This is a genomic window from Streptococcus catagoni, from assembly GCF_011421425.1.
Lineage (GTDB): Bacteria > Bacillota > Bacilli > Lactobacillales > Streptococcaceae > Streptococcus > Streptococcus catagoni.
Genome location: NZ_WPCW01000003.1, coordinates 226,323 through 240,870, shown reverse-complemented (window position 1 = coordinate 240,870; position 14,548 = coordinate 226,323). Strand labels below are relative to the sequence as shown.

Here is a 14,548-nt window from a genome sequence, read left to right as displayed (position 1 = left end):
TAACTCCTTATCCGACTAAAATATTTGTAGTAGCGTAGTGAATTGTTTTTTCTTTTTTTTCTATCAAACTGAGAAGGAAGGTTACAGGACCCACCCGACCAATGAACATTAACAACATGATAATAAAACGTCCAGCACTGGAAAGTTGTGGGGTTAAATCCATGCTGACACCAACTGTATCAATAGCAGAAATAGCTTCAAAGAGTAAGGCAAGTGGATCTAAGTTAGGTTCAACTCCTAGAAGGAGGATATAACCTGTAAATAAAACAGTAAAGAAGAAGATCATAACAGACATTGTTTGCTTGATTGTCTTGCTGGCAATAATGCGGTGGTGAAAGGTTACCTCTGATTGACCAGATAATTCAGATTTAAATAAGAGGAATATAATGGCTGCAGTGGTTACTTTGACACCACCAGCAGTTCCTCCAGGAGCTCCGCCGATAATCATTTGAATCATATAAAGGAAATTAGTTGGAGCAAGGGTATCATTATATGAAATGGTAGCAAAACCAGCAGTACGCATAGTGACCGTTTGGAAAAAACTGATCATAAATTGATGGAAGATATTATAGTTAGCGATGGTTTTGGGATTATCTTTTTCAATAAACCAAGTAATCAGAGTACCTAATAGTAAAATAATACCAGTTGTCTGAAGCACCAAGCGGGTTTGATTGGAAAACTTTCTAAAAAGCAGACCATGAGCTCTAGGTTTGTCTATGAAATAGCGCCTAATGTTGTCTACGATATCATTCCAGACGGCAAAGCCGATTCCTCCGGCGATGATGAGAAAGGAAATAGCAAAATTAATGGTCGGGTTTACAATAAAATTTTTCAAGCTGTTAGAACCCAAATTGTCAAAACCAGCATTACAAAAAGCAGAGACAGCCAAGAACAGACTGTTAAAAAGTCCATGTTTGATACCAAATCTAGGAACAAAATCTGTGGCGATCAAAAAGAAGGCTATAAATTCCAAGACAAAGGTGACTTTATAGGCAAAAAAGAGATAGTCTTTAAGATTGGTACTGTTATCTCTGTTCAATGCTGATTGCAGCAGGGTATGTCCTGCAAGGTTGATTTTTCTTCTCAGGGCGTAGGTACTAATAGCAATTAAAGTAACCAAGCCTAGTCCCCCGATTTGCATTAAGATAATGGCAATAGTCTGGCCAAAGCCATTATATGCTTCTGAGATAGGGATTACGGACAAGCCAGTAACACACACCATTGAAACAACATTAAAAAGATGATCAAAATAAACAGTATCTGGACCATTTTGGTAATGTGAGAAGGGCATAGAAAGTAAAATACTTCCTATAAAAATAACAATAGCAAAGCTTAATGTTAATTGCCGAGTCACAGACCAAGATCTTAGAAAAGAATGTTTCATATTTCCTCCATCATTAGTTCATTCTATGTTAACAAATATCATAAAAAAAAGCTAAGTAAACATAGCTTTCTCATTTTCTGTATCATTTATTATAAAGGTTTTTTGTTAGGAAGACCAGCCTTTCTTGGATATTTATTTGGGGTCTCTTTTTTCTTTTCAACGATTGTGATAAAACGCTCATCTCCATTTGGCAAATGATAGTGGTGATTTTCAATAACCTGAGAAAATAGTAGGGCAAGAGCCTTACTAGCCTCTTCAATTTCTTGCTCGATGGCTTGAGATTTAAGGGCGATCACCTTACCCTTGTTTTTTAAGAAGGGAATGGTCAATTCTGCTAAGACTTGCAGCCTAGCCACTGCCCTTGCTGTGACAATATCAAACTGTGCCCGGAAATGCTTATCATGTCCGAAGTCTTCAGCACGACCATGGTAAAAAGCAAGGCCTTCAAGTTCAAGTTCTTCAGCAAGCAGATTTAAAAATGTAATTCTCTTTCTAAGTGAATCAATGATGGTAACCTGTAAGTAGGGGAAGATAATTTTCATAGGAATACTTGGGAAGCCTGCCCCAGCACCAATATCTAGCAGTGCTAATTTTTCATTAGGAATATAGCCTTGTAAAAGCGGTGCAATAGAATCATAAAAGTGTTTGAGATAGACCTCATTTTTATCAGTGATAGCAGTCAGGTTAATTTTTTCATTCCATTCAATAAGAAGGTCAAAATACCTTTCAAATTGTTTTTTTTGTTTGTTAGTTAATCTGATTTTTGACTTTTCTAGGGCTAGGTAAAATTCTTCCGGTGTCATCTCTTTCCTCAACTTTTGATTTTTCTATATTTTAACATAAAAAGGATAATAAAAACATGTCTGTAAAAGTTGATTTAAATAACTGTTGAGATTTGCTTATACTGTAAAAATTGCTATAATTAAAACAAAAGGTTAAAGGAGAAGTCAGATGTCCCTATTTGTAGTTATTTTAATTGTCATAGTCCTCTTAGCTTTATGGTTAATGACTAGTTATAATGGTCTTGTTAGAAGTCGTATGCACACTAAAGAGGCATGGAGTCAAATAGATGTTCAATTAAAGCGTCGTAATGATTTAATTCCCAATTTAATTGAAACAGTCAAAGGTTATGCCAGCTATGAGGAAAAAACCTTTGAAAAAATTGCAGAGCTACGTTCCCAAGTGGTTCATGCTGTGACACCAGCTGCGACCATGGAAGCTTCTAATGAATTGAGTAAGCAAATGGCCAGTCTGATTGCAGTTGCTGAGAATTATCCTGAACTAAAAGCCAATAGTAATTTCTTAAAGCTTCAGGATGAATTGACTAATACAGAAAATAAGATTTCTTATTCACGTCAACTCTTTAATACAACTACAGCTAACTACAATACTAAGTTAGAGACATTTCCAAGCAATATTGTTGCCACTTTATTTGGCTTCAAAGCAAGTGAATTTCTTCAAACACCAGAAGATGAAAAGGCTGTGCCTAAAGTTGATTTCAACTTTTAAGTAATTATATCTGAACCACGGAGGTCAAATGCTTTATCAACAAATTTCTCAAAACAAACGTAAAACCATTCTGTTGATTTTTGTATTTTTTCTTCTCTTAGCTTGTATTGGAGCAGCAGCAGGTTACTTATTGACTGAAAGCTATCAGCTAGGGATTGCACTTGCCTTGATCATCGGTGTCATTTATGCTGCTACCATGATTTTTCAATCCACCTCTGTTGTGATGGGAATGAATAACGCCAAGCAGATAAGTGTTGAAGACGCCCCAGAGTTTTTTCATATTGTAGAAGATATGGCAATGGTTGCACAAATTCCCATGCCTAAGGTTTACATTATTGAGGATCCTTCATTAAATGCTTTTGCTACGGGTTCGAGCCCACAAAATGCAGCAGTAGCAGCAACAAGTGGTTTACTAGCCTTGATGAATAGAGAAGAACTTGAAGGAGTTATTGGTCACGAAGTCAGTCATATTCGAAACTATGATATCCGTATTTCAACCATTGCAGTTGCTCTGGCCAGTGCCATTACCCTGATCTCAAGTATCGGCACTAGGATGTTGTGGTTTGGTGGTGGAAATAGAAATCGTAGCAATAATCGTGATAGTAATGGTTTAGGAATTGTTCTTTTACTGTTTTCCCTACTATCCTTAGTACTAGCGCCCCTTGTGGCTTCTCTTATACAATTAGCCATCTCAAGACAAAGAGAATTCTTAGCCGATGCTAGTTCGGTAGAGCTCACTAGAAATCCAGAAGGTATGATAAGGGCTCTGGAAAAATTAGATCATTCACAGCCTATGCAGGCACCCGTAGATGATGCGAGCGCAGCTTTATATATCAACGAGCCTCGAGCAAAAGAAAAAGTTTCTTCCCTTTTTAGTACCCATCCCCCAATTGCAGAAAGAATCAAGCGACTTCGCCATATGTAAGAGTTTAAGAGTTTCTTAAGCTCTTCTTTTTATCATTCTTAAACAGGATTGATTTATGCTAAAGGCCAGGGGAATTTCTCTTTAGAAAACAACCTTTAAGACTGATATCAAGGGCTTTACCATTAATAAAACAGTTGACAAAATAAAAAAATAATAGTAAAAATAAATTAGAATTTTATTAGGAGAATATATGATATCTATTTCGGAAATAAAAAAGAAACAACTGGAAGGACTGCATTTTCAGCAAAGATTAGACCTTACAGAAAAAATCAAAATAAGGAATCCAGAGATTATTGATCTTCAAGCAGTGAATGTGGAAGGATCTGTTGTTTTTGATTCTGGTTTATTTATTTTGGATTATAAATTAAATTATGTGATTACCTTACCTTCTAGTCGTTCGATGGCAGCAGTTGAAAGTCAAAAAAGCCAAGAAGTCTTAGAAGTCTTCATCGAAGAATCTCAACTAGCCACAAAGGCTGACCTTGTTGAGGATCAAGTTCTCCTTGTTCTGACAGATGACTATATTGACCTAGAAGAAAGTGTGATTGATAATATCCTGCTCTCAATTCCCTTACAGGTTCTTACTGAAGAAGAAAAAGCTTCTGCAGAATTACCAAAGGGAAATGATTGGGAAGTCATGACAGAAGAACAATATCAGGCAAAAAAAGAAGAAAAACAAAAAGAAAACAATCCATTTGCCGGTCTTCAAGATCTACTAGATGAATAAAACTGACTATTTAAGAAAATTGTAATTTTTAATTGAAAAAATTCTTGGACTCTGATATACTCTATACAGTATCAACTCAGTCAATTTTATAATATTTATAAAATTTAACTGAGTAATCACAATTCTTTCTAAATTAAGAGATTAACAAACTGTCAATTGACACAAGGTTTTGAAACTGTATTTCAAAAAGATAAGGAATGGTTTATATGACAAAGAAAATTTTAATTGTAGAAGATGAAAAAAATCTTGCTAGATTTGTTTCTCTTGAGCTACAACATGAAGGTTATGAAGTAACTGTTGAAGTAAATGGTCGTGAAGGTTTAGAGACAGCCTTAGAAAAGGATTTCGACTTGATCTTGCTTGACTTAATGCTTCCAGAAATGGATGGTTTTGAAGTGACAAGACGTCTCCAAACTGAAAAAACAACTTATATTATGATGATGACAGCAAGAGATTCTATTATGGATGTGGTGGCTGGCCTTGACCGTGGAGCAGATGACTACATCGTGAAGCCTTTTGCAATTGAAGAACTATTAGCGCGTATCCGTGCCATTTTTCGTCGTCAGGATATAGAGACCGAGAAAAAGACACCTAATCAAGGAATCTACCGTGATCTCGTCTTAAATCCACAAAATAGATCTGTTAATCGTGGTGATGAAGAAATTTCATTGACTAAACGTGAATACGACCTATTAAATATCTTGATGACCAATATGAACCGTGTCATGACGCGTGAAGAATTGTTGTCAAATGTTTGGAAATATGATGAAGCTGTTGAAACCAATGTAGTAGACGTTTATATCCGTTATTTACGTGGTAAGATTGATATGCCTGGAAGAGAGTCATATATTCAAACCGTTCGTGGTATGGGATATGTTATTCGCGAGAAATAAGATGCAAGTAAAAAATCAGAATCACAAACAATTTAGAAGATCACTGCCAAAACGTTTATCTAATTTGTTCTTTGTACTCTTTTTCTGTATTTTTTCTGCCTTTACCTTAATTGCTTATTATTCAACTAATTATTTCTTATTAAAAAAAGAAAAGCAAGCTGTCACACAAACTGTGAATGTAGTTAGAGTTCGTCTTTCAGAGGTGAACTCTAATTTTTCATTAGACAATCTTGCCGAAGCTCTTTATAAGAATGATAAGAGTAATTTGAAAGTAGACTCATCAACGGGATCCAAAATCATTCGCAGTCGTCGAGACCTAACTAATATTTTGGATGCACATCAAGATATCTACATTTATGGCCTCAATAAAAAGATGATTTTTACCACAGATGAAGAAGAATTTTCTTTAGATTTGGAAGGCCCCATTGGATATGTCTATGATGACCGACTTGAGAATCAATATAGAGGCCTTTCAATTACAAAAAAAGTTTATTCTGAAACGACAGGAAAACTTATAGGCTATGTACAAATCTATCAGGATTTAGAAGACTACTATGTTATTAGGGCACGTCTCTTACTCTGGTTACTCTTTGTTGAACTCTTTGGCACATGTCTAGCTTATTTGATTATCTATTTTTCAACCAGACAATTCCTGGCTCCTCTGAGGAACCTCCATGATGTCATGCGTGAAATTTCAGAAAATCCCAATAATTTGACCTTGCGCTCACAAATCACTTCGGGAGATGAGATTGAAGAGCTCTCTTCTATCTTTGATACCATGCTAGATAAGGTGGAAACCTATACGTCCTTGCAATCACGTTTTATCAGTGATGTTAGTCATGAACTGCGAACGCCTGTGGCTATTATCAAGGGTCATATTGGACTTCTTCAAAGATGGGGTAAGAATGATAGTGAGATTTTAGAAGAAAGTCTGTCTGCTACAGCCCATGAGGCAGATCGTATGGCCATCATGATCAATGATATGTTGGACATGATTCGTGTTCAAGGAAGTTTTGAAGGTCATCAAAATGATGTTACCGTCTTAGAATGCTCTATTGAGACTGTTATTGGTAACTTTAAGGTGCTAAAAGAAGATTTCACCTTTGAATGGTCCACACGAGAGACAAAGACCAAGGCTAAAGTCTATAAGAATCACTTTGAACAGGCCCTGATGATTTTAATTGATAATGCGGTCAAGTATTCGCGCGATGTCAAGTTGATTTCCGTTGACCTTGATGTTGTGGGCAATCAGGCAGTCTTAAAAGTGAGTGACCGTGGTGAAGGAATCTCTCAGGAGGATATCGAGCATATATTTGAACGGTTCTACAGAACAGACAAATCACGAAACCGCACCACTACTCAGTCTGGCCTAGGTATCGGCTTGTCAATTCTCCAACAAATTATCGAGGGTTACGACCTTTCCATGGAAGTTAAGAGTCAAGTTAATGAAGGATCCACCTTTATTCTCTATATCCCTCTCGTAAATGAATAAAAGTAAAACCAGATAGAAATAGCCTTTTCTATCTGGTTTTTTAGTCTCTACTTTGCAGTGGAAATAGCCTATTTTACAGTTTTAAAGCGGGATGAATATTCTTTTTTTCTCAGTAAATTTATGTTAGAATAAGATATTAGATTAATTTGATAGAATTGGGGTGTTTGCGTGCGTTGTCCAAAATGTAATTATAATAAATCAAGTGTTGTTGATAGTAGACAAGCAGAAGATGGAAATACTATTAGACGGCGTAGGGAATGCGAAAAATGTCATACAAGATTTACGACATTTGAACGTCTTGAGGAACTCCCATTATTAGTAATAAAAAAAGATGGTACCAGAGAGCAGTTTTCTAGAGATAAAATCTTAAATGGCGTTGTTCAAAGTGCTCAAAAAAGGCCTGTCTCTAGTACGGATATTGAGAATTTGATTTCCCGGATTGAGCAAAAAGTTCGTGCAGACTATGAAAATGAAGTAGCCAGCACAGCTATCGGGAATTTAGTAATGGAAGAATTAGCAGAGCTTGATGAAATTACCTATGTCAGATTTGCCAGTGTCTATAAGAGCTTTAAGGACGTTGATGAGATAGAAGAATTGCTTCAGCAAATTACAAATCGAGTTCGTGGAAAAAAGAAGAGAAACGTGAATGATGAAACCGATTGATGAATTTTACTATGTCAAGCATAACAAAGTTCTTTATGATGCTGACAGTCTCATTCAACTTTATTTTCCAATTATTGGTCAGGACGCCTTAGCACTTTATCAGTACCTTATTAGCTTTGCTGATCAAGGAAGCAGAAGCCACAAATTTTCTGAAATATTAAATCACCTTCAATTTGGCATGAAAAGCTTAGAAGAGGCCTTTGTGATCCTAACAGCAATTGATTTACTGGAATTGTTTCAAACCCCAGATAGCTATCTGATCCAGATTCGTCCTGCCTTGACTGGCCAAACTTTTTTGGCCAACCCAGTCTATCGTAGACTACTGGAACAAAAAATCGGTGATTTGGCTCTGTCTGCAATGGAAATTAAAATTCCCAGTCAGGCTCGAAATATTTCTAAACAATTTTCAGATGTCTTTGGCATGAAAATAGAAGTACAAAAAAGGCCAGAAGACTCCCTTCATTTTGATTTGGATAGCTTTCAAAATCTGATGAATAGAGATGGTCTACAATTTGAAAACGAACAAGAAGATGTTATATCTCTTTATAATCTTATGGAACGTTTTTCAATGAATTGGTATGATCTTTACCTCTTAGCCAAGGAAACTGCTGTTAACTATAAGATAGTCCCTGGACGGATACTGGCTAAAAAACAAGCCGGTGCAAGCCCAAAAGATGGGAAAGAGGATTTTACTAAGGACGAACTAATCATTATTAGAGAAGCAAAAGTAACCTCAGCCCTAGGCTTCTTGGAGAAAGTAAAGAAGACCCGTCGTGCTACAATTACCAAGGATGAGAAGGAATTGTTAGTTTCTTTAGCCAAGATGAATTTTTTAGATGAAGTTATCAATGTCATGGTTTTATATACCTTCAATAAAACCCAGTCTGCCAACTTACAAAAAAATTACCTTTTAAAAATTGCCAATGATTTTTCTTATCAAAAGATTAATAAGGCCGAAGACGCTGTCTTGAAGATGCGATCTTTTACTGAAGGTAAAGGATATGAGAAAACTAAAAAGAGTTCTAAAAAATCAAATGTTCCAGCTTGGAGTAATCCCGATTATAAAGAAAACACCTCAAGTGAGGAACAGGCAGAACTTGACAACTTTAAAAAAGAAGCCCTAAAAAGGCTTAATAACTTAAAAAAAGGTGGTGGTTAAATGGAGAAAATTGGTGACGCAATGCAAAAACTTGGTCAAATAAACCGTACCAAGTCTGATCAGCTTATTGAAAAAATCTTATTAGATCAAGAAGTAAAACAGTTTATCTCTGACCATCATCTGACTGAGGATCAAATCAATCTGAGTCTGTCAAAATTTAATCAGTTCTTACTTGAAAGACAAAAATACCATTCACAAGATACTACTTATAGTGCCAAAGGCTATGCCCCAATTTTAGTGATGAATGAGGGTTATGCTGACGTTTCCTATCTGGAAACACAGGAATTAATTGATGCTAAGAAAAAGGCTGAAATTTCAGATCGTATTAACCTGGTCAACCTGCCTAAATCTTATCGTCATATACGTATGACTGATTTTGATATTGATAGTTCAAGTAGAATGAAGGCTCTGTCTGAAATCTTGGATTTTGTTGAACAATATCCTACAGCAGAACAAAAGGGACTCTATCTTTATGGAGATATGGGAATTGGCAAATCTTACATTATGGCTGCAATGGCCAGAGAATTGTCAGAGAAAAAAGGAGTGTCAACAACTCTCCTTCATTTTCCGACCTTTACGATCGATGTTAAAAATGCTATTTCTACTGGCTCGGTCAAGGAAGAAATTGATGCTGTTAAAAGTGTTCCCGTATTAATATTAGATGATATCGGGGCTGAACAGGCCACTTCCTGGGTTCGAGATGAAGTTTTACAAGTCATCCTACAATATCGGATGCTTGAAGACCTACCCACATTCTTCACTTCAAACTATAGTTTTGCAGACTTGGAGAAGAAATGGGCAAATATTAAGGGAAATGACGAAACTTGGCAGGCCAAACGTGTTATGGAGCGCGTGCGCTACCTGGCTAAAGAATTTCATTTAGAAGGTTCTAATCGTCGCTAATGCTATTAATTAAGAAGAGTATCTGACAAGAGATACCCACAAAAAAGGAGAATCATGGTTTTACCTACAGTTGCTATTGTTGGACGCCCTAATGTTGGAAAGTCTACACTATTTAACCGAATTGCAGGAGAGCGCATTTCCATCGTAGAGGACGTGGCAGGTGTTACACGTGATCGTATTTATACAGCTGGAGAATGGCTGAACAGAAAATTTTCACTGATTGATACAGGTGGGATTGATGATGTTGATGCTCCCTTTATGGAGCAAATTAAGCATCAGGCTCAGATTGCTATGGATGAAGCAGATGTTATTGTCTTTGTCGTTTCAGGCAAGGAAGGTATTACAGATGCAGATGAATATGTGGCAAGGATGCTTTATAGGACAGAAAAGCCAGTGATCTTAGCTGTTAATAAGGTGGATAATCCAGAAATGCGTAATGATATTTATGATTTTTACGCACTGGGACTAGGAGAGCCTCTTCCAGTATCTTCTGTCCATGGTATCGGAACAGGGGATGTCCTTGATGCCATAGTTGAAAAACTACCAGTGGAAGAGATTGAAGAAAATGAGAATCTTATTCGTTTCAGTTTAATTGGACGCCCCAATGTTGGTAAGTCAAGTCTGATTAATGCTATTTTAGGCGAAGAACGTGTTATTGCTAGCCCAGTAGCTGGGACAACACGGGATGCCATTGATACTAATTTTACAGACGCAGACGGACAAGAATATACTATGATTGATACTGCAGGTATGCGTAAATCTGGTAAGGTTTATGAAAATACTGAAAAGTATTCTGTTATGCGTGCCATGAGAGCTATTGACCGTTCTGATGTTGTCTTACTAGTTATCAATGCAGAAGAAGGCATCAGAGAGTATGATAAACGCATTGCTGGCTTTGCTCATGAAGCAGGTAAGGGAATGGTTATTGTTGTTAATAAGTGGGATACTCTTATTAAGGATAATCACACAGTGGCTAAGTGGGAAGCAGATATCAGAGATCAGTTCCAATTTCTTTCCTATGCCCCTATTATCTTTGTTTCCGCACTGACAAAGCAAAGACTGAATAAGATACCAGAACTGATTAAGCGCATAAGTGATAGTCAAAACCGTCGTATTCCTTCTGCGGTCTTAAATGATGTTATTATGGATGCCATTGCTATTAATCCAACGCCAACCGACAAGGGTAAGAGGCTTAAGATTTTTTACGCAACGCAGGTATCTGTCAAGCCTCCAACTTTTATTGTATTTGTTAATGAAGAAGAGTTGATGCACTTCTCATATCTACGTTTCTTAGAGAACCAAATACGATCAGCCTTTGTATTTGAAGGCACACCAATCCATTTGATTGCTCGTAAGAGAAAATAGATAAAAGGCATTAGCTTTTCTAATAAATCCGATTGAAGAAAAGATTCTTTTCTTCAATTTTTTTACCCCTTTTTTGGAATTTCATACCATTCTGATAGCTGGGTATAGGAGTTCTATTAAGCTGATGACCTATGGCTAAAAGGAGAAGGCCTCTTTTAATCTGGAAAATTTCATGATAAATTCTGAAACTGAAAATACTGTTCATTTTCAGTTTTTTAATGAACAAAAATGAACTATCGGAAATGTTTTTAAAAAACAGATTTTTGAGAGAAAACTTATTGGATTTTTGCTATAATTATGAGATAAGCAAAAAGGTGGGAGACATATGGCCAGATTAATTCCAGGACGTATTCGAAATCAAGGAATTGAACTTTATAATGAAGGATTAGTAGCTATCATAGACAAAAAGGAAACAGTCATTGAAGCAGAAGTCGCTTCCCAAAAAATAAGCTATGGTAGCAGTGACGAACAGATAAACTGTCAGTGCGATTTTTTTAAGACCAAACATTACTGTCAACATATAGCAGCCCTAGAACATTTTTTGAAAAATGATCCAGAAGGAAAAGAAATTGCTGACATTTTTTCACATCAAAAAGAAAAGAATAAAGAAACAGAAAAAATGACTTCCTTTGGAAGCCTCTTTCTTGATACGCTAAAGGTCAATGAAGATGACAGGACTCTCTATCAATTATCAGCATCAGGTGCTAGAAGTCCTTTTTCTTCTGATTTTTGGTGGACCTTGAAAATCAAACGTCTGCCTGATGACAGATCCTATATCATCCGTGATATCAGAGGTTTTATTAATGTAGTTAAAAAAGAAGGCTATTATCAAATTGGTAAGAACTATTATGAGCAATTGTCCTTATTGCTTTTTGATCAAGCCAGCCAAGAATTGATACGTTTTTTGTGGCGCCTATCACCAGATACAGACAAGGTGGATCATGATTTTATTTTTCCTAACCATAATCGGCATTTGACCTTGCCAGTTGGTTTCTTTGAAGAGGGCATCCACCTTTTAACTGATCTCTCAGACTTTTTATTTGAAGGTTATAATCAAAGCTTTTCAAGGGTATTTGTAAAGCCTATTGAAAAAGAGGACAAGCTCTTTCAATTCATAGTTGAAGTTCATCGCAAGTTCATAGAGTTGCATATCAAAGAAAAAGCTCTGCAATTTCTTTTCAACAATGAATTCCTCCTCTACCGTGATACCTTTTACCATCTGAACTTGAAACAACAGAAATTAGTGACTGCTATTAGAAGCCTTCCAATAGCAGCAGATTTGGAAAAGCATATTCATTTCGATTTAGATGATCAGGCTAAACTGGCAGCTAGTCTCTTGGATTTTCAAGAAATAGGTCAGGTCAGTGCGCCTAAGAGTTTTCACATTAGAGATTTTGAGGTCAGTTTTTTCTTTGAGTTAAAAAACCAAGAAAATATAAGCCTGCAATTACTATTTGATTATGGTTCTGTCCAGGTTACTGACAAGTCTACTCTAGATCATCTGCCCTTTGCTAGCCACTTTAAAAAAGAAGAAAAGATCTACCGAGCTCTGTCTTACTACGGCTTTACCCCTCATTTTAAAAGCTCTAAGATCATTTCTGATCCCCATGATATCTATGAATTTTTCACCAAAGCCATTCCTTATTTTGAAAGCTTAGGGAAGGTGGTTCTTTCAGAAGAAGTGGAAGCCTTAAAATTTTCAGAAGCCCCTCATATAGATATTCGAAAAAATGGCAACCTTTTAGATATTTCTTTTGATTTTTCCAAGGTTTTTGAAAATGATATTGATGATGCTTTAAAGGCCTTGTTTGATAATGAACCTTATTTTGTGAGTAAAAAGGGAAAGCTTGTTCTTTTTGATGATGAAACGCAAAAAATCAGCCAGACCCTTCAACATTTAAGGGCTAAGCAGACTAGTCAAGGGCATTTACAGCTGGATGGAGTAGCTACTCTGCAACTTTCTCATCTGTTTTCAAATATGGATAAGGTTCACTTTTCAAAAGAACTAGAACAACTGGTCTCTGACCTGAATCATCCTGAGAATTTTCTCTTGCCTCCTTTGGCAATCAATGCCAAAATTAGAGATTACCAATACCATGGTCTTAAGTGGATGTCAATGCTTGACAAATATGGCTTTGGTGGGGTGCTAGCTGATGATATGGGACTAGGAAAGACCCTCCAAACCATTGCCTTTCTCACCAGTAAGCTTAAAAAAGATTCTAAAGTGCTAATATTATCACCCTCCAGCCTATTATACAATTGGTCTGATGAGTTTGAACGCTTTGCGCCACAGATTGACACCGTGGTTTCCTACGGTTTAAAACAAGTTAGGGATCAATTGATTGAAGAAGGGCACCAAGTCACCATCACCAGTTATTCATCCTTCAGACAAGACAGTGATAGCTATATGAAATACCAGTATGATTACCTGATATTAGATGAAGCACAGGTTGTTAAAAACTCGCAGACAAAAATCTCACAAAACTTACGATCTTTTAATGCCAAAAACTGTTTTGCCCTGTCAGGGACACCAATTGAGAATAAGTTACTTGAAATTTGGTCCATCTTTCAATTAGTTTTGCCAGGGCTCTTGCCTTCTAAAAAAGAATTTTTGAAACTTGACGCCAAAAAAGTAGCTCTTTATATTAGGCCCTTTGTCATGAGAAGAAGGAAAGAAGATGTCTTGCCAGAGCTACCAGACTTGATTGAAATGAATTACTCCAATGAGATGACAGATAATCAAAAGGCCATATATCTGGCCCAACTGCGTCAAATGCAAGACAAAGTAATGAATGCTTCTGATGCTGATATTAATCGTCAAAAAATTGAAATCCTATCAGGTATTACACGCCTAAGGCAGATTTGTGATACCCCTAGTCTCTTCATGGACTACAATGGAAATAGTGGAAAGTTAGACAGCCTTAAGACTCTCTTGTTACAGATAAAAGAAAATGGCCACAGGGCACTAATCTTTTCTCAATTTCGCGGCATGCTAGATATTGCTGGCCAAGAACTTGAAAAACTGGGGCTAAGTACTTATAAAATCACAGGTTCTACACCAGCCAATGAACGCCAAGAGATGACTAGAGCCTTTAACAACGGATCTAAGGATGCTTTTTTGATCTCTCTAAAGGCAGGTGGTGTTGGTTTGAACCTAACAGGTGCTGACACAGTGGTTCTTATTGATCTTTGGTGGAATCCTGCTGTAGAAATGCAAGCCATTAGCCGTGCACACAGGCTTGGTCAGAAAGAAAATGTCGAAGTTTACCGACTGATCACACGTGGTACCATTGAAGAGAAAATTCTAGAACTGCAAGAATCTAAACGCCACTTGGTGACAACCGTCTTAGATGGTAATGAAAGCCATTCAAGCATGTCTGTTGAAGAAATCAAAGAAATTTTGGGTTTGAATAATTAAAAAGTCAGTTTTCTTTGGAAAACTGGCTTATTCTACTAAGAATACTTTGAAAAATAGGAGTATTTAGTTTATAATAGGGAATGCTATAAGAAGGAAAGGTAAGAAATCAT

Annotated in this window: 12 protein-coding genes; 10 read left to right on the top strand and 2 right to left on the bottom strand. The window is 36.6% G+C overall.

Annotated elements, in window-relative coordinates; all coding sequences use genetic code 11:
- Positions 1 to 7: 7 nt before the first annotated feature.
- Positions 8 to 1,384, bottom strand: a complete 1,377-nt coding sequence (ktrB, locus tag HBN42_RS07310) for a potassium uptake transporter channel subunit KtrB (protein ID WP_165994411.1) — start codon at positions 1,382 to 1,384, stop codon at positions 8 to 10.
- Positions 1,385 to 1,473: 89 nt separating this feature from the next.
- Positions 1,474 to 2,187: a 16S rRNA (guanine(527)-N(7))-methyltransferase RsmG gene (gene rsmG, locus HBN42_RS07305; RefSeq protein WP_165994410.1), complete on the bottom strand. Its 714-nt coding sequence runs from the start codon at positions 2,185 to 2,187 to the stop codon at positions 1,474 to 1,476.
- Between the two features lie 148 nt (positions 2,188 to 2,335).
- Here rsmG and HBN42_RS07300 point away from each other — a divergent pair, with 148 nt between their 5' ends.
- From HBN42_RS07300 to HBN42_RS07255, 10 genes are all read left to right on the top strand, one after another.
- Positions 2,336 to 2,893: a LemA family protein gene (locus HBN42_RS07300; RefSeq protein ID WP_165994409.1), complete on the top strand. Its 558-nt coding sequence runs from the start codon at positions 2,336 to 2,338 to the stop codon at positions 2,891 to 2,893.
- Positions 2,894 to 2,921: 28 nt separating this feature from the next.
- The gene (htpX, locus tag HBN42_RS07295) at positions 2,922 to 3,818 is read left to right on the top strand and encodes a zinc metalloprotease HtpX (protein ID WP_165994408.1); all 897 of its coding nucleotides are present in this window, start codon (positions 2,922 to 2,924) and stop codon (positions 3,816 to 3,818) included.
- A gap of 190 nt (positions 3,819 to 4,008) precedes the next feature.
- Positions 4,009 to 4,545: a YceD family protein gene (locus HBN42_RS07290; RefSeq protein ID WP_165994407.1), complete on the top strand. Its 537-nt coding sequence runs from the start codon at positions 4,009 to 4,011 to the stop codon at positions 4,543 to 4,545.
- A gap of 206 nt (positions 4,546 to 4,751) precedes the next feature.
- A complete protein-coding gene (gene covR / locus HBN42_RS07285; protein WP_165994406.1) occupies positions 4,752 to 5,438 on the top strand; it encodes a two-component system response regulator CovR/CsrR in 687 nt (228 codons plus the stop codon).
- Between the two features lies 1 nt (position 5,439).
- The gene (locus HBN42_RS07280) at positions 5,440 to 6,930 is read left to right on the top strand and encodes a HAMP domain-containing sensor histidine kinase (RefSeq protein WP_165994405.1); all 1,491 of its coding nucleotides are present in this window, start codon (positions 5,440 to 5,442) and stop codon (positions 6,928 to 6,930) included.
- A gap of 168 nt (positions 6,931 to 7,098) precedes the next feature.
- Positions 7,099 to 7,593, top strand: coding sequence for a transcriptional regulator NrdR (gene nrdR / locus HBN42_RS07275; RefSeq protein WP_165994404.1), 495 nt, complete (start codon positions 7,099 to 7,101; stop codon positions 7,591 to 7,593).
- Positions 7,577 to 8,752: a replication initiation and membrane attachment family protein gene (locus HBN42_RS07270; protein WP_165994403.1), complete on the top strand. Its 1,176-nt coding sequence runs from the start codon at positions 7,577 to 7,579 to the stop codon at positions 8,750 to 8,752. The genes nrdR and HBN42_RS07270 overlap by 17 nt, the downstream gene beginning before the upstream one ends.
- Positions 8,753 to 9,655: a primosomal protein DnaI gene (dnaI, locus tag HBN42_RS07265; protein ID WP_165994402.1), complete on the top strand. Its 903-nt coding sequence runs from the start codon at positions 8,753 to 8,755 to the stop codon at positions 9,653 to 9,655.
- A gap of 54 nt (positions 9,656 to 9,709) precedes the next feature.
- The gene (der, locus tag HBN42_RS07260; protein ID WP_165994401.1) at positions 9,710 to 11,020 is read left to right on the top strand and encodes a ribosome biogenesis GTPase Der; all 1,311 of its coding nucleotides are present in this window, start codon (positions 9,710 to 9,712) and stop codon (positions 11,018 to 11,020) included.
- A gap of 325 nt (positions 11,021 to 11,345) precedes the next feature.
- Positions 11,346 to 14,438, top strand: coding sequence for a pilus expression-regulating Snf2 family helicase (locus HBN42_RS07255; protein WP_165994400.1), 3,093 nt, complete (start codon positions 11,346 to 11,348; stop codon positions 14,436 to 14,438).
- Positions 14,439 to 14,548: the final 110 nt, after the last annotated feature.